The 21,039-nt window shown below is 69.6% G+C and carries 21 protein-coding genes; 13 read left to right on the top strand and 8 right to left on the bottom strand.

The features are described from left to right. Positions 1-15: 15 nt before the first annotated feature. Positions 16-960: an alpha/beta fold hydrolase gene (locus ESP70_RS17305; protein WP_246162074.1), complete on the bottom strand. Its 945-nt coding sequence runs from the start codon at positions 958-960 to the stop codon at positions 16-18. A gap of 85 nt (positions 961-1,045) precedes the next feature. On the opposite strand from ESP70_RS17305, the gene ESP70_RS17310 reads away from it, so the two are divergent. From ESP70_RS17310 to ESP70_RS17320, 3 genes are all read left to right on the top strand, one after another. After that, positions 1,046-3,229, top strand: coding sequence for an acyl-CoA dehydrogenase family protein (locus tag ESP70_RS17310; RefSeq protein WP_246162075.1), 2,184 nt, complete (start codon positions 1,046-1,048; stop codon positions 3,227-3,229). A 79-nt stretch (positions 3,230-3,308) separates the two neighbouring features. Continuing rightward, the gene (locus tag ESP70_RS20590; protein ID WP_149690537.1) at positions 3,309-4,595 is read left to right on the top strand and encodes an OB-fold domain-containing protein; all 1,287 of its coding nucleotides are present in this window, start codon (positions 3,309-3,311) and stop codon (positions 4,593-4,595) included. Then, entirely contained in the window at positions 4,592-5,755 is a 1,164-nt protein-coding gene (locus tag ESP70_RS17320; RefSeq protein WP_149690538.1) for a lipid-transfer protein, read from the top strand. The genes ESP70_RS20590 and ESP70_RS17320 overlap by 4 nt, the downstream gene beginning before the upstream one ends. Before the next feature lie 27 nt (positions 5,756-5,782). Here the strand turns inward: ESP70_RS17320 and ESP70_RS17325 are convergent, their stop codons facing one another. The 4 genes from ESP70_RS17325 to kstD form a co-directional block, all read right to left on the bottom strand. Continuing rightward, positions 5,783-6,211, bottom strand: a complete 429-nt coding sequence (locus tag ESP70_RS17325; protein ID WP_149690539.1) for a hypothetical protein — start codon at positions 6,209-6,211, stop codon at positions 5,783-5,785. A 158-nt stretch (positions 6,212-6,369) separates the two neighbouring features. Continuing rightward, positions 6,370-6,657 carry an EthD family reductase gene (locus ESP70_RS17330; RefSeq protein ID WP_149690540.1) on the bottom strand — a complete coding sequence of 96 codons (288 nt, stop codon included), beginning with the start codon at positions 6,655-6,657 and terminating at the stop codon, positions 6,370-6,372. Between the two features lie 104 nt (positions 6,658-6,761). After that, positions 6,762-7,628: a MaoC/PaaZ C-terminal domain-containing protein gene (locus tag ESP70_RS17335; RefSeq protein WP_149690541.1), complete on the bottom strand. Its 867-nt coding sequence runs from the start codon at positions 7,626-7,628 to the stop codon at positions 6,762-6,764. Further along, the gene (gene kstD, locus ESP70_RS17340) at positions 7,628-9,295 is read right to left on the bottom strand and encodes a 3-oxosteroid 1-dehydrogenase (RefSeq protein WP_149690542.1); all 1,668 of its coding nucleotides are present in this window, start codon (positions 9,293-9,295) and stop codon (positions 7,628-7,630) included. Before kstD ends, ESP70_RS17335 begins: the two co-directional genes overlap by 1 nt. Before the next feature lie 56 nt (positions 9,296-9,351). Between kstD and ESP70_RS17345 the strand changes: the two genes are divergently transcribed. The 7 genes from ESP70_RS17345 to ESP70_RS17375 all read left to right on the top strand — a co-directional run bounded on the left by ESP70_RS17345 (position 9,352) and on the right by ESP70_RS17375 (position 14,984). After that, positions 9,352-10,167: a 2-keto-4-pentenoate hydratase gene (locus ESP70_RS17345; RefSeq protein WP_149690543.1), complete on the top strand. Its 816-nt coding sequence runs from the start codon at positions 9,352-9,354 to the stop codon at positions 10,165-10,167. Between the two features lie 4 nt (positions 10,168-10,171). Then, complete coding sequence (locus ESP70_RS17350) at positions 10,172-11,068, top strand: acetaldehyde dehydrogenase (acetylating) (RefSeq protein WP_149690544.1); 897 nt, start codon at positions 10,172-10,174, stop codon at positions 11,066-11,068. Beyond that, positions 11,065-12,165 (top strand): 4-hydroxy-2-oxovalerate aldolase, encoded by a 1,101-nt coding sequence (dmpG, locus tag ESP70_RS17355; protein ID WP_149690545.1) that lies wholly within the window; start codon positions 11,065-11,067, stop codon positions 12,163-12,165. Before ESP70_RS17350 ends, dmpG begins: the two co-directional genes overlap by 4 nt. Positions 12,166-12,283: 118 nt before the next feature. After that, positions 12,284-12,622: a DUF1048 domain-containing protein gene (locus tag ESP70_RS17360; RefSeq protein WP_149690546.1), complete on the top strand. Its 339-nt coding sequence runs from the start codon at positions 12,284-12,286 to the stop codon at positions 12,620-12,622. 4 nt (positions 12,623-12,626) lie between these two features. Beyond that, complete coding sequence (locus tag ESP70_RS17365; protein ID WP_149690547.1) at positions 12,627-13,415, top strand: ABC transporter ATP-binding protein; 789 nt, start codon at positions 12,627-12,629, stop codon at positions 13,413-13,415. Between the two features lie 8 nt (positions 13,416-13,423). Then, positions 13,424-14,188, top strand: a complete 765-nt coding sequence (locus tag ESP70_RS17370) for an ABC transporter permease (RefSeq protein ID WP_149690548.1) — start codon at positions 13,424-13,426, stop codon at positions 14,186-14,188. Positions 14,189-14,219: 31 nt separating this feature from the next. Next, a complete protein-coding gene (locus ESP70_RS17375; protein WP_149690549.1) occupies positions 14,220-14,984 on the top strand; it encodes a MerR family transcriptional regulator in 765 nt (254 codons plus the stop codon). 7 nt (positions 14,985-14,991) lie between these two features. Here the strand turns inward: ESP70_RS17375 and ESP70_RS17380 are convergent, their stop codons facing one another. The 3 genes from ESP70_RS17380 to ESP70_RS17390 all read right to left on the bottom strand — a co-directional run bounded on the left by ESP70_RS17380 (position 14,992) and on the right by ESP70_RS17390 (position 17,958). Then, positions 14,992-15,795 (bottom strand): isocitrate lyase/PEP mutase family protein, encoded by an 804-nt coding sequence (locus ESP70_RS17380; RefSeq protein WP_149690550.1) that lies wholly within the window; start codon positions 15,793-15,795, stop codon positions 14,992-14,994. Between the two features lie 160 nt (positions 15,796-15,955). After that, positions 15,956-17,065: an NAD(P)/FAD-dependent oxidoreductase gene (locus ESP70_RS17385; RefSeq protein WP_149690551.1), complete on the bottom strand. Its 1,110-nt coding sequence runs from the start codon at positions 17,063-17,065 to the stop codon at positions 15,956-15,958. Continuing rightward, on the bottom strand, positions 17,062-17,958 hold the full coding sequence (locus tag ESP70_RS17390) for a DUF1295 domain-containing protein (protein ID WP_149690552.1): 897 nt from the start codon (positions 17,956-17,958) through the stop codon (positions 17,062-17,064). The genes ESP70_RS17385 and ESP70_RS17390 overlap by 4 nt, the downstream gene beginning before the upstream one ends. Positions 17,959-18,089: 131 nt before the next feature. Between ESP70_RS17390 and hsaA the strand changes: the two genes are divergently transcribed. Genes hsaA through hsaC form a run of 3 tightly spaced genes read left to right on the top strand, consistent with a single transcriptional unit; the run spans position 18,090 to position 21,036 of the window. Next, positions 18,090-19,256: a 3-hydroxy-9,10-secoandrosta-1,3,5(10)-triene-9,17-dione monooxygenase oxygenase subunit gene (gene hsaA / locus ESP70_RS17395; protein WP_149690553.1), complete on the top strand. Its 1,167-nt coding sequence runs from the start codon at positions 18,090-18,092 to the stop codon at positions 19,254-19,256. Further along, positions 19,256-20,143, top strand: a complete 888-nt coding sequence (gene hsaD, locus ESP70_RS17400) for a 4,5:9,10-diseco-3-hydroxy-5,9,17-trioxoandrosta-1(10),2-diene-4-oate hydrolase (RefSeq protein WP_149690554.1) — start codon at positions 19,256-19,258, stop codon at positions 20,141-20,143. The genes hsaA and hsaD overlap by 1 nt, the downstream gene beginning before the upstream one ends. Next, entirely contained in the window at positions 20,140-21,036 is an 897-nt protein-coding gene (gene hsaC / locus ESP70_RS17405) for an iron-dependent extradiol dioxygenase HsaC (RefSeq protein ID WP_149690555.1), read from the top strand. The genes hsaD and hsaC overlap by 4 nt, the downstream gene beginning before the upstream one ends. The last annotated feature ends 3 nt before the right edge of the window (positions 21,037-21,039 follow it).

A 21,039-nucleotide genomic window follows, 5' to 3' on the forward strand; every position in this document is an offset into this window, starting at 1 on the left:
CTTGTCGAAATGACGTCAGGCCGGTTGCGGTTTGCGCATCCTGGCTGAGGTGGTGAGGGCGGCGTCGAGGAGGGCCGGGACGAACTCCTTGTGCTCCAGCACGCAGCCGGCGTGGCCGCAGGCCGCCTCGTGGATCGTCGCGCCGGGGATGCGGGCGGCGAGGTCGCGCTGGCGGTCGGGCGGGATCACGTGGTCGTTGGTGGTGACGACGACGGCGGTCGGTACGTCCACCCGCTCCAGCCACAGTGTCGAGTGATGGCGCCCCAGCGACGCCACGGCCTGGCCGACGGCCCACGGGCTGCTCGACCGCCACTGCTTCAGCGCCCAACCCGCGGTGTCGGAGCTGCCGGTCTCGATCTCCTCAGCGGCGGCCGTGCTGGCCCGGCGTACGACGCGGGAGCGGGACAGCGTCGCGGTCAGCCCCATGCCCAGAGCCATACCGGTGTGGAACACGCGCTCCCGGCCATTCGTACGGAAGTGCGCCGTGGTGGCGGCGAGGACGAGTCCACCGACGGCGTCGGGATGCTGGCGCCACACGCGCTGCGCGATGACCGAGCCCATCGAGTAGCCGGCGATGATCGGCCGGTCGAGCCCGAGCGTGTCGATCACGGCAGCGACGTCATCGGCGCAGTCGGAGATCAGGAACCGCTCGGACGTGATGCCCCGCCCGTGCCACCGCTGGTCGAACGCGATGACGCGGTAGTGCTGAGCCAGCACGGGGATCGCCGGGAACCAGGTCAGCTGGCCCGTGCAGCCCACCGCGTGGAGCAGGACGATAGCGGGTGCATCGGGGGTCGGACCGGGTACGTCCGTCAGCCACGTACGACCGCGCCGGGGGAGGTCCAGCCAGCGGCCCTCCGGCAGGTCGACGGGCGGCAGGTCGAACAGGTCCCACGTCGACGGGTCGGGCAGGAGGTGCCGCAGCGCCCCCAGGGGCAGCAGCGTGACCGGGTTCCGCACGGTTCCTCCTGTAGGTCGGCCTCCCACGAGAATAGAACACGTTATAGTTTTAGCGGGACGACACCCACCGAAGGAGACGATCTGCGTGGACTCGCTGCTCGACGAGGTGTGCTCGGTCATCGCTGATGTGCTCGACCGAGGCGACGGCTCATGGGGTGCGCTGCAGGAGTCCGGGCTGCTGGCGCTGGCCGCTCCCAAGGAGCTCGGCGGTGAGGGACTCGGCCTGGCCGAGGTCGCCGTGCTGTTGCACGAGGTCGGTCGCCGCGCTTCGGACCTGCCGGTGTGGGAGACGCTGGCCTGCGGGCTGCTGCCCCTCGTCCGTACGGGCGACGACGCGTTGCAAGCCGACCTCGTCCCCCAGGTGCTCTCGGGTGACCTGCTCCTCGCTCCGGCACTCGGTGAGCTCGGCTCCGCTCTGCCGCGTGAGCCCGCCACGACGTACGACGGACAGGGCGTGACCGGCACCAAGATCGGCGTGCCGGTGCTGGACGGGAAGACCTTGCTGCTGGTCCCTTCGACAAGCTCAGGGAGCGGTGAAGTCGGCGTCGTCATCGTCGATCCCGACGGACCCGGCGTGACCCGGGTCGAGACCGCGACCTCGCGCGGCACCACCGAGGCGACGTACACCTTCACCTCGGCGCCCGCGCTTGGGACGCTCGACGCCGACGTCGTCCGCAACCACGCGATCGCGGGGCTGGCCGCCCTCGGCGCCGGTCTCGTCGAGGGGGCGCGTGACCTGACCGCGGGCTACATCCGCGATCGCCGGCAGTTCGGCCGCTCGCTGGCGGAGTTCCAGGCGGTGGCGCAGCAGATCGCCGACGTCTACGTCGCCTCGCGGACGTTCACGCTGACCGCAGCCGAGACCGTACGCCGCCTCGATGCCGGTGACCCCGCCGCTGACGACCTGGCCGTCGCTGCGCACTGGTTCGCCGATCGGGCGTCGACCGTGTTGCAGACCTGCCAGCACCTGCACGGCGGCATGGGCGTCGATGTGACCTATCCGCTCAACGGCTACTTCTCGGGCGTACGCGATGTGGCCCGTCACCTCGGTGGGCCGGCCGCGCTGGCCGAGGTGCCGGTCGCGGAGACCGCCGGCAAGAACGCCGAGCTGACGGCTGAGGAGCGCGCGTTCAAGGAGGAGGTGCGCGCCTATCTCACCGGCCTGGCGACCGATGCCGACCGCGACGAGATGCGTCACGACCGGCACGGCCCGGCGTACCACCGCGTCATCAAGCAGATGGGCGCCGACGGGTGGATGGGTGTCGGCTGGCCCAAGGAGTACGGCGGCCAGGGTCGCGGCGTCATCGAGCAGCAGGTGTTCGTCAACGAGGCGGCGCGTGCGGACGTGCACCTGCCGTCGGTGACCCTGCAGACCGTCGGGCCGACCCTGCAGGCGTACGGGACGCAGAAGCAGAAGGACATGTTCCTCGCCGACATCGTGACCGGCGACGTGCACTTCGCGATCGGCTACAGCGAGCCCGACGCCGGCACCGACCTCGCGTCGATGCGCACCAGCGCCCGGCGCGACGGCGACCACTACGTCGTCAACGGGCAGAAGATGTGGACGACCGGCGGCCATGCTGCGGACTACGTGTGGCTTGCCGTCCGCACCGATCCGGATGCGCCGCCGCACCGCGGCATCTCGGTGCTCATCGTCGACACCCGTGACCCCGGCTTCTCGTGGACGCCGATCACGACGAGCGACGGCTCGCACCACACCAACGCGACGTACTACAACGACGTACGTGTGCCGGTCGACATGCTGGTCGGCGAGGAGAACCGCGGTTGGCAGCTCATCACGACGCAGCTCAACCACGAGCGGGTCATGCTCGGGCCGGCCGGTCGCGTCGAGGGGCTGCGCGACCTGGTGCGAGCCTGGGCCGAAGGTCGCGAGGGTCCGGGCGGCGTGCCGCTGCTCGAGGTGCCCCAGGTGCGCGACGTGCTGGCGCGGGCGACGGCGTCGTTCCGGGTCAACGAGCTGATCAACTGGGCGGTCGCGCGGGGTGCGTCGTCGGATCGTGCTGCGGTGGCTGACGCGTCGACGTCCAAGGTGTTCGCCAGCGACGAGGTGCAGCGGCTCGGGCTGGCGCTGATGGACGTCGTCACGACGTACGGCGATCCGGCCGATCCGGCGACGGGACGGCTCGTGGAGTATCTCGACGCGACCAGCAAGCGCAACCTCGTGCTCAGCTTCGGCGGCGGGGTCAACGAGGTGCAGCGTGAGCTGATCGCGATGTTCGGCCTGGACCTGCCGCGGGTGCCGCGATGAGCGAGCGCCAGCGAGCGAACAATCGGCGCACCATCGAGGTGCCGCCGTACTCTTTGCCCTTCATTACGGCGGTGCCGCGATGAGCGAGAGCGAGATCATCGCGCGGACCGACGAGATCAAGGCGCGCGGCAAGAGTCCGGCCCGCGTGGCCCCGGATCCCGTGAACGTGCCGATGATCCGGCACTGGGCCGAGGCGATCGGCGACACCAACCCGCGGTGGGCGCCCGGCCCCGACACCGAGGCGCCGCCGGCGATGGCGCAGGTGTGGACGATGTACGGGCTCAACCCCGAGCGCATGCCCGGCGACCCGCTGCCCGACACGATGCAGGTCCTCGACGACGCCGGCTTCACGTCGGTGCTGGGCACCAACTGCGACCAGACCTACGCGCGTACGTTGCGGCCCGGCGAGGTGCCGAGCATCAGCACGTACCTCGCAGACGTCGTCGGCCCCAAGAAGACCGGTGTCGGCGAGGGCTGGTTCATCACGACCAAGAGCGTGTGGACCGTCGGCGACGAAGAGGTCGCGACGATGACGTTCCGCGTGCTCAAGTTCAAGCCCGGCACGGGCCGCCCCGCGGTGGACCCGACGAAGACGCTGCGTCCGGTGGTCAACCGCGACACCGAGTTCTTCTGGGCGGGCACCGCTGCCGGCGAGCTGCGCATCCAGACGTGCAACGCGTGTGGCGAGCTGCGGCACCCTCCGGGGCCGGTGTGCCCGGTGTGCCACGCGATGGATCGCGGGTACGTGGTGGCGTCGGGTCGCGGCAAGGTGCACTCGTTCCTCGTGCACCATGCGCCTGCTGTGCCGGGCAAGCGGCTGCCGCTGACGCTGGCGCTGGTCGAGCTCGACGAGGGCGTCCGCATGGTCGGCGAGGTCGACGGAGACGTGGCGATCGGCGACGCCGTCGAGGTGTGGTTCGACCGCATCGACGACGACCTCACGCTGGCGAAGTGGCGCCCGGTTGGGGCACCGGTGCCGTCAGTCGCGTCGGAGCCGGAGTCCGACCTGCCGGTCTGGGAGCTGCCGATCACGCCGACGCTCGTCGTGTCGACGGCGCTCGCCACCCGCGACTTCCAGGACGTCCACCACGACCGTGACCGGTCGATCGGCCACGGCAGCAAGGACATCTTCATCAACATCCTCAGCACGACCGGTCTGGTGCAGCGGTATGTCACCGACTGGGCCGGCCCGCAGACGCAGATCCTGTCGTGCGCGCTGAGGCTCGGCGCGCCCGCGCATCCGTACGACACCTTGCGGTTCACCGGCACGATCGTGTCGGAGGCCGACGGGGTGACGACCCTCGACGTGAGGGCCGACGTCTCGATCGGCACGCATGCCAACGCCCGACTGGAGATCCGCCGATGACCTTTTCCGGCGCGGCGTCGATCGCCGGGATCGGCGCGACCGAGTTCTCCAAGGAGTCCGGCCGCTCCGAGCTCCAGCTGTCAGCCGAGGCGACGATCGCTGCGCTGGCCGACGCCGGGCTGACGGCGCCCGACGTCGACGGCCTGGTCACGTTCACGATGGACACCAGCTCCGAGATCGCCCTGGCGCGAGAGCTCGGGATGGGCGAGCTGCGCTTCTTCAGCCGCATCAACTACGGTGGTGGCGCGGCCTGCGCGACGGTGCAGCAGGCGGCGATGGCGGTGGCGACCGGCATGGCCGACGTCGTCGTGGCTTATCGCGGGTTCAACGAGCGATCCGGCCAACGCTTCGGCCAGGTGTCGCTGGGTGCGGCCACGCAGGTCAACACCAACGGGCTCGACAACGCATGGACGTACCCGCACGGGCTGTCGACGCCCGCAGCCACCGTGGCGATGCAGGCGCGGCGCTACATGCGCGAGTACGGTGCGACGTCGGCCGACTTCGGCGCGGTTGCCGTGGCGGACCGCAGGCACGCAGCCACCAACCCCGCGGCGTTCTTCCACGGCAAGCCGATCACGATCGAGGACCACCAGAACAGCCGGATGATCGCCGACCCGTTGCGGCTGCTCGACTGCTGCCAGGAGAGCGACGGGGCCGTCGCGATCGTCGTCACGTCGACCGAGCGCGCCCGCGACCTGCGAGCCGGCGCCGTGCCGATCGTCGCCGCCGCGCAAGGCAGCGGCGCCGACCAGTTCGTCATGACGTCGTACTTCCGCGACGACCTCGGCATCCCCGAGATCGGCGTCGTCGGCCGCGACCTGTGGCGGCAGTCCGGGCTGACACCCGACGACATCCAGACCGCGGTGCTCTACGACCACTTCACGCCATACGTGCTGATGCAGCTCGAGGAGCTGGGCTTCTGCGGTCGTGGGGAGGCCAAGGACTTCATCGCCGACGGCGCGATCGAGCTCGGCGGTCGGCTGCCGCTCAACACGCACGGCGGCCAGCTCGGCGAGGCGTACATCCACGGCATGAACGGCATCGCCGAGGCGGTGCGTCAGCTGCGCGGCACCTCGGTCAACCAGGTCGACGGCGCCGAGCATGTCCTGGTCACCGCCGGCACGGGCGTCCCGACGTCCGGCCTGATCCTCGGGCAATAGGCGTTCGCTGGGGCATGTAGCGGCCGATCAGTGCGGGCCCGCCCAGGCCGCCCGGGCGTTCCGTGATCTGGCGCGGTGGACCAGGATCGCGCCGACTGCGGTGCCGATCGAGACCAGAAGTCCGACGCACGCACAGACGAGGAACACGGTCGCCAAGACCTGGTCCTCGTTGCTCCCCTCCGGGCGCACCTCGGTGAGGTCATCGGGGTCGTAGGTGATCATGACCTCGTCGTGGACTTCCGGGACGTCGAAAGGCATCCACAGCAGGTCTGCGGTGACCAGCCGGCCACTCGCTGTCGTGAAGTCCAGGGTGACGTCGTCGCCATCGACCTCGGTGACCACCGCTCTCGCACTGACCCCCTCGGTGTCCATGTGATGGTCGACCCAGAACCCGTATCCGGCCAAGGTTCCGCACACCAGCGTGCCGAGCAGGCTGACGCCGGCGACGATCCACAAGCACACAGCCCAGGCGACGGACGGTCCCGTTGGAGGAGTCCTGTAGGGGCCAGGGGCAGGGTGCCAGTACTGAGGTGCCGGCGGAGTGGGGGACGAGCTCACGCTCCCATGATCGCGCAGTTGTGGCCCGGCCGAGGTCGGTTTGCCAGGGCGGGCGGTCAGGCCTCGGTGACGTTGCCGGTGTAGACCGTGTACGTCGTGTCGCAACCCTCGGCGTGCTTGCGGGTCGCGGCCATCTCGGGAGTCGCGGCCGAGACCTTGTAGGCGTCCTCGCTGGGCCAGAACAGCTCGGCGACGAGGTACGGTGCGCCGCCTTGCGGGTGACTGAGCTGGAACCCGGCCAGCCCGGGCACGGCTTTGACGAGGGGGACGTGCTCGTCCGTGTAGCGGACGTCGAAGGCGTCCTTGTCGGCCGGCTCGTCGTAGCTCACGGTCAGTCGGTACATCGGCAGTCGTCACCCTTCGGTGTCGAACACAGGTCTGTCCGTCCAAGGATCCACGATGGATGCCCCGCGGCGATTCGCTAGGCGTCCTCGCTGGGCCAGCAGTGTCAGCCGCGGCGGGTGACGAGGCAGCCGGCCAGGGCCGGCCGGTCGCCGACCGTCGCGGACACGACGATGCCCTCGGGCTCGTCCCACGCGTCGATCGACAGCGTCTCGCCGGGGAACACGACACCGGCGAACCTCGCGGCATACCCGCTGACGGCATGCGCGTCGCCGCCGAGCATGAGGTCGATGACCTCGCGGAGCACGATGCCGTACGTGCACCGGCCGTGCAGGATCGGCGCCGGGAAACCGGCCGCCTTCGCGAACTCAGGGTCGGCGTGCAGCGGGTTGCGGTCGCCGCAGAGCCGGTAGAGCAGCGCCTGCTGCGGCGTCACGGTGTACGTCGTGGAGCCGTCGGGCGAGCGGTCGGGGACCGCCACCGCCGTGCTCTCGCCGCGGTTGCCGCCCCAGCCGCCCTCACCCTTGACGAAGATCGACGAACGTACGCGCCACAGCTCGGTGCCGCCGGGAGCCGTGGCGACGCCTTCCTGCCAGATCACGGCCGCCTTGCCCTTGTCCCAGATGTCGGTGATGCGCGTCGTCAGCCGGGCAGAGCCTGACGTCGGCAGCGGGCCGATGACACGCATCTCCTGGGCCCCGTGCACGACCTGCGCCAGGTTGATGTCGCAGCCGGGCAGGTCGAGCGATGGCGGGTTGGTCTCGTGGAACGACGGCGCGACGACGCCGAAGCTCGGCAGCACCTGCAGGCGGTCGCCGTCGAGCGTCCAGCGCAGCGCGTCGGCCGAGACGTTGTCGCCCGCGCGGGAGCCGGCGCCGACGGCGAGGTGGTAGAGCAGTACGTCGCTGGCCTTCCAGGAGAACTCCTGCGTGCCGGTCTCCGCGCCGATGGCGACGCTGGGGTCGATCGGCATCAGTCGGTGCCCCCGGCTCGTGCGATGTCCTCGGCGGCGAGGTAGCCGAACGTCATCGCCGGGCCGATCGTCGCGCCGGGACCGGCGTACGTACGACCCATGACCGCCGACGAGCAGTTGCCGGCGGCATAGAGCCCTTCGATGACCGAGCCGTCGGGGCGCAGCGCGCGGGCGCGCTCATCGGTGACGATGCCGCCCTTGGTGCCGAGGTCGCCCGGGACGATCTTGACGGCATAGAACGGGCCGTGGTCGATCGAGTGCAGCGACGGGTTGGGCTTCACGCGAGGGTCGGCGTAGTAGCGGTCGTACGCGCTCTCGCCGCGGTGGAAGTCCTCGTCGATGCCGGACTCGGCGAAGCCGTTGAACCGGCGGATCGTCTCCTCCAGCGCGTCGGCGGGCACCTCGATCTCGGCCGCGAGCTTGGCCAGTGAGTCGGCCTTGCGGACCGTGCCGAACTTGTACCAGCGGCCGGGGAACGGCTGGCGCGGCGAGAGCCCGGCGAACAGGTAGCGGTTGCGGTAGCGCTGATCCATGACGAGCCACGCCGGTACGTGCGGGACACCCGTCGCCTCGCCCTCGTAGATCGCATGCGTCGCCTCGACGTACGGCAGCGCCTCGTTCATGAACCGCTGACCTGCGGAGTTGACGATGATCGAGCCGGGGAGGTTGCGCTCGGCGAGGCAGAACCACGGGCCGGACGGCAGCGGGATCGTCGGGCCCCACCAGGCGTCGTCCATCAGGTCGGTGGCGGCGCCGACGGCGACGCCGGCCTCGATGCCGGCACCGGTGTTGGTGGCCGCGCCGGTGCTCCAGCCCGCTTCGGTGGGGGTCGGCAGGAACTTCTCGCGCAGGGCGTCGCTCTTCTCGAACCCTCCGGAACCGAGGATCACGCCACGGCGGGCGCGGATGACGACCTCGGCCCCCTCGTGCTCGGCGCGTACGCCGACGACTCGGCCGCCCTCGATGACGAGTCCGGTCAGCGGCGTCTCGTAGTGCACCGGCACGCCGGCGTCCATCAGGCCCTTGCGCAGGCTGATCGTGAGCGCGTTGCCCATGGCGTACATGCGGCGGCCGCGCAGCGAGCTCAGCACGCGCTTGAGCATCACGCGCATCATCGTGAGCGGGCCGCGGAGCGTGCGCACGCCGAGGCTGATCTTGCGGAAGTCGGCCTGCGTGACGATGAGGTTGGCGGGCGCCTTGGCGTACGGCGGGTGCAGCCGGTCGAGCTCAGCGCCGAGGATGCGGCCGTCCATCGGGACGGGCTCGACGCTGCGACCGCGAGGCCGGCCGCCGGGCTGCTCGGGGAGGTAGTCGGCGTACTCCGGGACCCACTTCAGCTGCACGGGGGTGTTGTCGAGGAGGAAGTCGATGACCTCGGGTCCGCGGTCGAGGAAGGTGTCGCGGCGCTCCTTGGGGACGACGTCGCCGACGATCGAGTCGAGGTACGTCCGCGCCTGCTGGGCATCGTCGGCCTCGACCTGGCCGGCCTTGCGGAGCGCGCGGTTGCCGGGGATCCACACGCCACCGCCGGAGCGGGCCGTCGAGCCGCCGAAGTAGGCGCTCTTCTCGATCACCACGGTGTCCAAACCGTGCTTCGCGGCGGCAAGAGCCGCCGTCATTCCGGCGCCTCCGGCACCCACGACGATGACGTCACACGTCTGTTCCATCGGACCTCCGGTCGGGCTGACTACCGCAAAACTGTAACAGGTTCTAGTATGGCGAGGTGACCTTCACCAAGGCTGATCCCGCTGCCGTCGCCGCGGCGACCGAGCGGCTTGCGCAGGCTCTGGAGACGCGAGTGCCGTGCGCCGCGGTCCGCGACCTGATCGGGACCGACGACCTGCCTGCGGCGTACGCCGTGCAACAGGGACTCGTCCAGAAGCGGCTCGACGGGGGCGTGACGGTCGTCGGCCGCAAGATCGGCGCCACCTCGAAGGCGGTGCAGGACCAGCTCGGTGTCGACCAGCCCGACTTCGGCTACCTGCTCAGCGACATGGACGTCAGCCACGGCACGGACGGCACGCCGATCTCGATGCGCACCCTCCTGCAGCCCAGAGTCGAGGCGGAGGTCGCGTTTCGGCTCAGCCGTGACATCGACGTGCCCGAGGAGCAGATCACGATCGACCTGGTCCGCGAGGCCGTCGACGTGGCGATCCCGGCGCTGGAGATCGTCGATTCGCGCATCGAGGGCTGGGACATCACGTTCACCGACACGGTCGCCGACAACGCCTCCAGCGGCCTGTACGTCGTGGGCGATGCGGGGCTCCCGCTGAGCGACATCGAGCCGCGCGACGTCGAGATGAGCCTGACGATCAACGGCGACGTGCGCTCGTCCGGCAACGGCGCCGCCTGCCTGGGCGACCCGCTGGAGGCCCTGCGCTGGCTCGCGGTCCAGGCCGCCCGCTTCGGCGACCCGCTGCGTGCGGGCAACCTGATCCTGTCCGGGGCCCTCGGGCCCTTCGTACCGTTCGCCGCGGGTGACCGCGTCACGGCTTCCATCAGTGGGTTCGCACCCCTGACCGTCTCCTTCGAGGAGTAAGAGAATGAGCAAGAAGGTCACCGCCGCGATCGTCGGGCCGGGCAACATCGGCACGGATCTGCTCTACAAGCTGCTCCGCAGCGACACGATCGAGCCCCGCTGGATGATCGGCGTCGACCCGGCGTCCGAGGGCCTGAAGCTCGCGAGTGATCGCGGCGTCGAGGCGTCGCACGAGGGGGTCGACTGGCTGCTCAAGCAGGACGAGCTGCCCGACCTGATCTTCGAGGCCACCTCGGCGTACGTGCACCGCGAGTACGCCCCGCGCTACGCCGAGGCCGGCATCCGGGCGATCGACCTGACCCCGGCCGCCGTCGGACCCGCCGTCATCCCGCCGGTCAACGGCGAGGCGCACCTCGACGCCGACAACGTCAACATGATCACGTGCGGCGGGCAGGCCACGATCCCGATGGTCCACGCCGTCTCGCGAGTGACCCCCGTGCCGTACGCCGAGATCGTCGCGTCGGTCTCCAGTGCGTCGGCGGGCCCGGGCACCCGCGCCAACATCGACGAGTTCACGCGGACGACCAGTGCGGGCGTCGAGACGATCGGCGGCGCCGAGCGCGGCAAGGCGATCATCATCCTCAACCCCGCCGAGCCGCCGATGATCATGCGCGACACGATCTTCTGTGGGGTCAGCGCCGACGCCGACCGCGACGCGATCTCCGAGTCCGTCGTACGCATGGCGCGGCAGGTGCAGGAGTACGTACCCGGCTATCGACTGCTCCAGGACCCGCAGTTCGACGACGCCTCACCGGCGACCAAGGGGATGACCAAGGTCAGCATCTTCGTCGAGGTCGAGGGTGCCGGCGACTACCTCCCGCCGTACGCCGGCAACCTCGACATCATGACCGCCGCGGCGACCCGCGTCGGCGAATCGATCGCCAAGGAGATCCTTCGATGACTGCCGCTCCCGTCTCCGGTGTCGACTCGTCCGTCGACGCGCTCGCCCGTACGTGGTCGCAGACCGACCCGTCGAGTGACCTCGACCTCCGCCTGACCGACACGTGCCTGCGCGACGGCTCGCACCACAAGCGCCACCAGTTCGTGCCGCAGGAGGTGCGCGACATCGTCGGCGCCCTCGACGAGGCCGGCATCCCGGTCATCGAGGTGACGCACGGCGACGGCCTGGGCGGCTCGTCGTTCAACTACGGCTTCTCCGCGACGCCCGAGCAGGAGCTCATCAAGCTCGCCGCCGAGACCGCGAAGCGCGCCCGCATCGCGTTCCTCATGCTGCCGGGCGTCGGCACCAAGGACGACATCCGAGCCGCGCAGGACAACGGCGGGCAGATCTGCCGCATCGCCACGCACTGCACCGAGGCGGACACCTCGGGACAGCACTTCGGCCTCGCCCGCGAGCTGAGCCTGGAGACCGTCGGCTTCCTCATGATGAGCCACACCCAGTCGCCCGAGGTGCTGGCCAAGCAGGCCCGCATCATGGTCGACGCCGGCTGCCAGTGCGTGTATGTCGTCGACTCCGCCGGTGCACTCGTCATGGAGGGCGTCGCCGACCGGGTGTCCGCCCTCGTCGCCGAGATCGGCAACGAGGCGACGATCGGCTTCCACGGTCACGAGAACCTCGGCCTCGGCGTCGCCAACACCGTCATCGCCGCCCGTGCGGGTGCCACGCAGATCGACGGGTCCGTTCGCCGCTTCGGTGCCGGCGCCGGCAACACGCCGCTCGAGGCGTTCATCGGCGTCGCCGACAAGCTCGGCTGGAAGACCGGCGTCGACTTCCTCCAGATCGTCGATGCCGCTGAGGACGTCGTACGCCCGGCGATGCCCGAGGAGTGCACGCTCAACCGGATGACGCTGATGATGGGCTATGCCGGGGTCTACTCCTCGTTCCTCAAGCACGCCGGCAACGCCGCCGAACGCTATGACGTCTCGGGCGCCAAGATCCTGCTCGAGGCCGGCCGGCGCAAGCTGATCGGCGGCCAGGAGGACCAGCTCATCGACATCGCCCTGATGCTCAAGGCGAAGGCCGACGCCAACGCGTAACGGCGGCCAGGCAGCCCCTTCGGAACTTTCCGAAGATCAGGGTTGACCTTGACGCAACGTCAACCCTGCACACTCTCGTGGTGGCCCATTTCGGCCACCTGACGAGAGGCAGGACGACATGCCGAAGTGGCGTGAAGAGAAGAAGCGTTACAAGCAGTACAAGGCCCGCAAGGCGCAGCTCCCCGCGAGCTATGGCGAGACGATCGACGCCGTCGAGAGGTACGCCCTGCGGTTCGGTCCGGCGACGGGTGAGTCGGTCGTGGCGATGCTCGAGGAGCTCATCGAGATCATCGAGAAGGGCCAGAAGGACAACGTCACGGTCCGCGAGATCGTCGGCGACGACCCGGTGCGGTTCGCCGACGAGCTCCTCAAGCGCTATCCGACCAACCCGTGGGCCGCCAAGGAGCAGCAGCGCCTGGCCGACACCGTCAACCACGTGGCTCGATCGGAGGCCTGACGAGATGACCGACCACGTGCACGACCCCACCATCCGGGTGCAGGGGCTCGAGAAGTCGTTCAAGGACGTCCACGTCCTGCGCGGCGTCGATCTCGAGATCGCCCACGGCAGCATCTTCGCCCTGTTGGGTGCCAACGGCTCGGGCAAGACGACGACCGTGCGAATCCTGTCGACGCTCCTCAAGGCTGACGCGGGAACCGCGACGATCAACGGGTACGACGTGGCGACCCAGGCCGCCGAGGTGCGCGAGTCGATCAGCCTGACCGGTCAGTTCGCTGCCGTCGACGAGATCCTGACCGGTCGGGAGAACCTCGTCCTGATCGCCAGGCTCCGGCACCAGCGGGAGCCTGCACGCATCGCCGACGACCTGCTCGAGCGCTTCTCGCTCACCGACGCCGGCAGCCGCAAGGTCGCTGACTACTCCGGCGGCATGCGGCGGCGGCTCGACATCGCGATGAGCCTGATCGGCAACCCGCCGGTCATCTTCCTCGACGAGCCGACCACCGGCCTCGACCCGCAGTCACGCCTTGAAGTGTGGAGCACGATCAAGGACCTCGCTGATCACGGCACGACGGTGCTGCTCACGACGCAGTACCTCGACGAGGCCGAGCACCTCGCCGACCGGATCGCGATCCTCCACGAGGGCACGATCATCGTCGACGGCACGCTCGCCGAGCTCAAGGCGCTGCACCCGTCCGCCGAGGTCGAGTACATCGAGAAGCAGCCGTCCCTCGAGGACATCTTCCTTGCCATCACCGGCAAGCCGACCGCCGCCAGCGGCGCAGAGAGCTGAGGACCACCATGACCAGATACTTCTTCACCGACGTCACCACGTTGCTCGGACGGTCCCTGCGCCACATCGGCCGCAGCCCCGACACGATCATCACGACGGCGATCACGCCGATCGCCATGATGCTGCTGTTCGTGTACGTCCTGGGCGGCGCGATCGAGACCGGCGGCCAGGGCAAGTACGTCGACTACCTGCTGCCGGGCATCCTGCTCATCACGATCGCGTCGGGGATCGCCTACACGGCGTACCGCATCTTCCTCGACATGAAGGGCGGCATCTTCGAGCGGTTCCAGTCGATGCCGATCGCGCGCTCGGCGGTGCTGTGGGCGCACGTGCTGACCTCGGTCGTGGCGAACCTGATCTCGCTGGTCGTGGTGATCGTGGTCGCGCTGATCATGGGGTTCCGCTCGGGTGCGAACGTCCTGGACTGGCTGGCGGTCGCCGGCATCCTGTTCCTCTTCACGCTGGGCCTGACCTGGCTCGCCGTGATCCCGGGACTGACCGCGTCCTCGGTCGAGGGTGCGAGCGCGTTCTCGTACCCGCTGATCTTCCTGCCGTTCATCAGCTCCGCGTTCGTGCCCACCGACTCGATGCCGGGCCCCGTTCGGGCGTTCGCGGAGCACCAGCCCGTCACGTCGGTCGTCAACACGATCCGCGGGCTGCTCGAGAACCAACCGCTCGGCAACGACCTGTGGGTCGCGCTCGCGTGGTGCCTGGGCCTCGTGGCGGTCGCCTACGTCTTCGCGATGTCGGTCTACCGCAGCAAGATCGCGTGACGAGGGTGGAGCGACCGGGCAGGGTGGAGTCATGCTGACGATCGGGCAACTGGCGGCGTACGCCGGGGTCACCATCCGCACCGTGCGGCACTACCACCAGGTGGGCCTGCTGCCGGAGCCGGAGCGGGACGTCTCGGGCTACCGGACGTACGGCGCCGACGAGGTCGTCCGGCTCATCCGGATCCGCACGCTGGCCGACGCCGGGGTGCCGCTGGCCAAGGTGCAGGAGCTCCTGGCCGCCGACGCCCCGACATTCACGGAGGCCACTGGCGTGATCGACCGTGACCTGCGCGCCAAGATCCGCGAGCTGCAGGAGCACCGCCGGCGCATCGCCCAGCTGGCCTCGGGCGACTCGCTTGCGGTGCCGGACGAAGTGGCCGACTACCTCGACCGGCTGCGTGTGATCGGCATGCCCGAGGAGCTGATCGCCGCCGAACGCGACGCCTGGATCCTGGTCGCGGCTCGCTATCCGGACGAGATCGTCGCATACATGGAAGAGAAGGTTCGCCAGCTCGAGGACCCCAGAGTCGTGCACTTCTATCAGCTCATCAGCCAGATCCTGGCCGACGACGAGGACCATGGGCACGTCGTCCAGGAGATGGCCGACCTGCTCATCGAGATGCTCGAGGAGGCGGCCGCCAGCGGCCAGCTCGAGCAGCAGGACCTCAAGATGGACGACAGCACGTTCGTGCAGCTGCTGGACTCGATGGCTGAGGCGCATCCGGTGGTCGTCGAGCTCCAGCAGCTCCTCGCCGAGCGTGGCTGGACCGGCTGGACCAAGGTCGAGCGCGCCTGAGCGTCGGTCAGCTGAATCGCTGCTGGAACTCGCCGTACGAGATCGCGCCGTCGGCGAAGCTGAACGTCCCGTGCTCGAGCATCTCCCGGCCGGCGTTCTCGACGAGGGTCAGTGCCGCGCGGGTCAGCGTGCCGCCGATGCTGATCCTGGCGACGCCGAGCTCGCGCAGGGTGGCCGCGTCGAGCACCGGCTCGACCAGGCCCGCCACGACATTCACGGGCGCGTCGATCTCGGCGGTCAACCGTCGGATCTCGTCGGCATCACTCACGCCGGGCACGAAGATGCAGTCGGCGCCGGCAGCAACGTACTGCTCAGCCCGCCGGATCGTCTCGGCGAACGCGTCAGGGTGATTGGCCATGTACGTGTCGGTGCGCGCGTTGAGCACGAACGTGCCCTTGGGTGCGCTGCTCCGCGCGGCCTCGACGCGTTCGCGGCCGGCTGCGATCGGGATGAGCTCTCCGGGCTGGATCGCGTCCTCGAGGTTGCAACCGACCACGCCGACAGCGACGGCTTGGGTGATGGTGTCGGCGACGTCCTCGGCGGTGTCGCCGTATCCGGACTCGAGGTCAGCAGTCACGGGGCACTCGACGGCGTCGACGATCACGGCGATGCAGTCGAGCATCTCGGCGCCCTCCATGTGTGCGTCGGCGCGGCCGAGGCTGAACGCGATGCCGGCACTGGTGGTGGCGATCGCCGAGAACCCGACCTGCTCGAGGATCCGCGCCGACCCCCCATCCCACGCGTTCGGCAGCAGGAACCCAGCGCCGGGTTGATGCAGGGCGAGGAAGGTGGCGGCGCGGTCATTGGTCATACCCGCCAGTCTCGCAGCATGGGGGCGGTGACTCACTCGCCTTTCCTCGTCGGTGTCGGTGAGCTGATCGCCCATCAGGTCGAGGGATAGGCGACTGACGCACCGCCCCAAGGTGGACGGCGACTGACGCACCGCCCCCAAAGTGAACGGCGACTGACGTTCAGTCCCGCACGCCGCGATACATGCCGCGGCGGACGATCAGGCCCTGCAGCAGGCCGCGGATCGTCCAGGCCGGGAACCGGTACGCCCGACCGTTGGGCGCGAACACCTCGAGGCCGTTCGGTTGGACCCCGACGACCGAACCCCACTGCCCGCGCCGCGGCTTGTAGTCGCGCAGCCGTCCGCCCTTGAGCGAGGCCCGGATGTTGCGCGCCAGCAGCGTGTCAGCACGGTTGCGGGCCGAGGTGCGCAGCGGATCGGTCGCCGCGACGTCACCGACCGCGAAGACGCCGGGATGCCCCGGCACCCGCAAGCTCGGATCGACGACCACGAAGCCCTGTTCGTCGAGCAGTGCTGGAGGCAGCCACGACGTGTTGGGCCGCACCCGGCCGATCGTCCACAACACGGCGTCGGCGGAGTGGGGCGACTGACCGGTGCTCCAGGCGACCGGCTCGCCGGTGATCCGGTCGCAGTCGAACCCTTGCGGCACGACGGCGCGGTGTCCCGGGTGCACGCCGACGCCGAGCTCGGTGAGCCGCCGCAGCAACGTACGGGCTGCTCTCGGGTGGTGGTGGGGGAGCAGGCGATCGCCGGGGAAGAACAGGTCGACCCGCGAGCGCGGCCAGGTGACCGCCGCGTTGAGCGCACTGCTCACCGCCGCCGGACCGCCGCCGATCACCGCGATCGACGACGCACTCGCCAGCCGCGCGTGGTCCGACGCCAACGAGGCGGCAACCTCATGGGCGGAGACCAACCCCGGCGGCCGCCAGAACCCGTTGGTCACACCGGTCGAGATCACCAGCACGTCGTACGGCTCGTCGAGCGCCGAACCGTCAGCGGCCACCACCTGAACGCAGCGGCCAGCGAGGTCGACCCCGGCCAGCGTGCCGTGGATCGTGCGCACGCGATCGAGGCGGCGATAGCGGTCGAACGCGATCCAGTTGTCGCGCGCCCACTCGTCCGGCTGGGTCAGCCGCGTCCCGAGCTCCTTGCCGCTGACCAGGCCCGGCCGGGTCGAGATGCCGACCACGTCGGCGTGACGAGAGAGGTGGATCGCGGTCAGGAGTCCGCTGTCGCCAAGCCCGGCGATGACGACCCGTGGTCGGGTCATGCGCCACGCAGACGCCGAGGCGGACGCGGTACGAATCGCGGCACCCGCGCGATCACCGAGGCGTACGCCGGACGGCGCTCCAGGCTGCGCTGCTCCATCATCGGGATGCTCGCGAGCTGGAACATCGCGTACATGCACGCGGCTCCCGCGAACACCCACCACGCGTCCGGGTCGGCGGCGATGCCGAAGATCGCGAGGGAGACCCAGAAGCTGACCTCGCCGAAGTAGTTGGGATGCCGCGACCACGCCCACAGTCCCTGGTCCATGACCTGCCCGGGCTGGCGCGTCCGGATGAACCGGTGCATCTGGATGTCGGCCGTGAGCTCGATCGCCACCGCACCGACTCCCACGACGACCGCGAGCGCGTCGACCCAACCCAGGTCCCGGCCCGGGCGCGTCACCACGACGTACGCCGGCAGTGTCCCGAGGAACACCTGCAGCGTCGGGAACACGTGGATGCCCATGAGGTCGACGACGGCCTCGGCCCTGCCCGCCCGCTCGCGCACCATCGGGTAGCGCCAGTCCTCGTGGTGCAGTCCGGGGAACGTCTGGATCCAGTTGGCGGTGAGCCGCACCGCCCACAGCAGGATGACCGCCATCGCGACCCAGCTGCGAGCGTCGTCAGCCGGCGTGCCCGACTCGATCCACCAGGCGAGCATCAGCAGCGGCGGGATGACGCTCCAGTACGCGTCGTAGAAGCTGGAGTTGTGGTGCATCCGGCTCGCGCCGAAGATCACGAGCGTCGCGATGAGGTCCGCGATCCACCCGTCGAGCCACAACCAGTCGGTCTCCGGACCCCACGCGAACCAGGCTGCGCCGGCGCCGATCGCCACGGCGTACGCCACGGTGACCCGCACCATCGACTCGGTCCTGCTCGCCTGCGTTGTGGTCATGCCGCAGACCGTACCTAGAACACGTTCCAGTTCGCCAGCGTTCGGCATATCCGGTCTGCGCACGCTGCGATGGACGTAGCACTAGAACGTGTTCTAGTATTGGGGTCAGATCGAACTCCCAAGGAGCTGTGATGACCCAGGCTGTGCTGGACGCCGTACGTGACCTTCTGCCGGCGTTCCGCGAGCGCGCGGACGAGACCGAGCGCTTGCGGCAGGTGCCCGACGCGTCGGTCAAGGAGCTGGAGGAGACCGGGTTCTTCCGGCTGCTGCAGCCCAAGCGCTTCGACGGGCTCGAGAGCGATCCGATCGATTTCTACACCGCCGTCAGCCTCATCGCCTCGGCGTGCGGCTCGACCGGCTGGATCTCCTCGGTCCTCGGCGTCCACCCGTGGCAGATCGCCCTGTTCCACGACGACGCGCAGCAGGCGGTCTGGGGCGAGGACACCGCGACCCGGCTCAGCTCGTCGTACGCCCCGACGGGCAAGGCGACCGTCACCGACGGCGGCTACCTGCTGCAGGGTCGTTGGAGCTTCTCCTCGGGCTCCGCTCACGCCACGTGGGTCCTGCTCGGTGGCCTGGTCTCGAACGAAGAGGGCCAGATCATCGACTTCAAGACATTCCTCGTGCCGCGCGAGAAGTACGAGGTCGTCGACGTCTGGAACGTCGTCGGCCTGTCCGGCACCGGCTCCAACGACATCGTGGTCGAGGAGACGTTCGTCCCTGACGAGTTCACGCTGTCGATGGGCGACACCGGCCGCTGCCTCGGCCCGGGCCAGGAGCAGAACCCCGGCGACCTCTACAAGCTGCCGTTCCACTCGCTGTTCACCACGACCATCACGGCGCCGATCGTCGGCATCGCCCGCGGGGCGTACGCCGAGCACGTCGAGATGCAGCAGAACCGCGTGCGTGCTGCGTACGCCGGAGAGAAGGCGTCGTCCGATCCGTTCGCTGCCGTACGCGTGGCGCGTGCGTCCAGTGAGATCGACGCCGCGTGGGCGCTGTGCATGGCCAACATCCGCGAGGAGCAGGCGCTGGTTGCCAAGGGCGAGAAGATCCCGATCTCGTTGCGGCTCAAGGTCCGCCGCGACCAGGTGCTCGGCACCCAGCGGGCGATCGACGCGATCGACGACCTCTTCGAGGCCTCGGGCGGCCGCGCGCTGGCCCAGGGTACGTACCTCCAACGGGCCTGGCGCGATGCGCATGCCGGCCGGGTGCACGCTGCGAACGATCCCGAGCGCGCGCTGCAGATGTACGGCATGGCGGAGTTCGGTCACAAGGTCGACCCGGGAATGTACTGATGCAGGGCCTTGATCGCGAGTCGACTCGGCGGTCCGCCAAGGCCGGCGACCTGACCCTCAACTACTACGAGGCCGGTGAACCCACCGCCGTCGGTGGCGGGCTGCCGCTCGTCATGCTGCACGGTGGCGGACCCGGCGCCTCGGCGTGGTCCAACTTCGGCTCGGCCCTGCCCGGCTTCGCCGCGGACTTCCGTACGCTGCTCATCGACCAGCCGGGCTTCGGCCAGAGCGAAAAGCCGCCCGTCGTCGGCAACTACTTCCGGTTCGCCGCCGAGGCGGTCAAGGACCTGCTCGACGAGCTGGGCATCGAGCGCATCCACCTGCTCGGCAACAGCCTCGGTGGTGGCACCGCAGCACGGTTCGCGCTGCTCCATCCCGAGCGCGTCGGCCGGCTCGTGCTGATGGGCCCCGGCGGGCTCAACCTCAGCCTGTTCCACGCCGATCCGACCGAGGGGGTCAAGCGGCTCATGGAGTTCGGTGCCGCGCCGACCGCCGAGTCGATGCGCGCGTTCATCTCCACGATGGTCGTCAACCAGGCTCTCGTCACCGACGAGCTGGTCGCCGAGCGCCTCGCCGATGCCACGGCGCCGGGCGCGCAGGAGGCGATGATGTCGATGGGCATGTCGTTCTGGAACGCCGACACGTACGAGGACGGGCTCATCTGGCGTGATGCCCACCTGATGAAGCGGCCGACGCTGCTGACCTGGGGCCGCGAGGACCGGGTCAACCCGCTCGACGGCGCGTTCGTCGCGCTCAAGATGATCCCCAAGGCGTCGCTGCACGTGTTTCCCAACTGCGGGCACTGGGCACAGATCGAGGTGGCCGAGGAGTTCCGCCAGGTCTGCACGGCCTACCTCGCCCAGCACGTCGAAAGGCAGAAGTCATGATCGACATCCGGTCCATGGGCTACGCCCGGGTCGCTTCGACCGACCTCGACGCATGGCGGCACTTCGGCTCCAAGGTGCTGGGCCTCGCCGAGGGACGCGGTACGACTGACGGCAACCTCTACTTCCGCATCGACGAGGTCTCCGCACGACTCGTGGTCTTCCCGTCCGACGAGGACCGGCTCGACTGCGTCGGCTGGGAGCTCGCCGACCACGATGCGCTGCAGTCCGCCCGTGAGCACCTGATCAAGGCCGGCGTCGACTTCGTCGAAGGCACCCCCGAGGAGCTGGCCGAGCGCCGGGTCCAGGAGCTGATCCGCTTCGCCGACCCGTTCGACAACGTCTTCGAGCTGTTCCACGGCATCACCTACGAGTCGCGGCCCGTCGTCACCCCGTACGCCGCCAAGTTCGTCACGGGCGAGCAGGGCATGGGCCACGTCGTGATCCCGGTCGACGACGACGCCGAGGCGCTGCGGTTCTACCGCGACGTGCTGGGCTTCCGGCTGCGCGACTCGATGTCGATGCCCGGCGAGTTCGTCGGCAAGGAGCCCGGCTCCAAGGTCTGGCTCCGGTTCCTCGGCGTCAACCCGCGGCACCACTCGCTGGCGTTCCTGCCGATGCCCAATCCGAGCCGCTGCGTCCACCTCATGCTCGAGGTCGAGAAGCTCGACGACGTGGGCCGCGCCCTCGAGCGCGTACGCAAGCACAAGGCTCCACTCTCGGCGACCCTCGGCCGGCACATGAACGACGAGATGGTGTCGTTCTACGTCAAGTCGCCCGGCGGCTTCGACATCGAGTTCGGCTGCGAGGGCCTGACGGTCAACGACGAGCGCTGGGTCGCTCGCGAGTCGACCGCGGTGTCCTACTGGGGCCACGCCTTCGGTCAGTCCGGCTAGGTG

It is taken from the genome of Aeromicrobium ginsengisoli (genome assembly GCF_004134905.2).
Classification (GTDB): Bacteria; Actinomycetota; Actinomycetes; order Propionibacteriales; family Nocardioidaceae; genus Aeromicrobium; species Aeromicrobium ginsengisoli.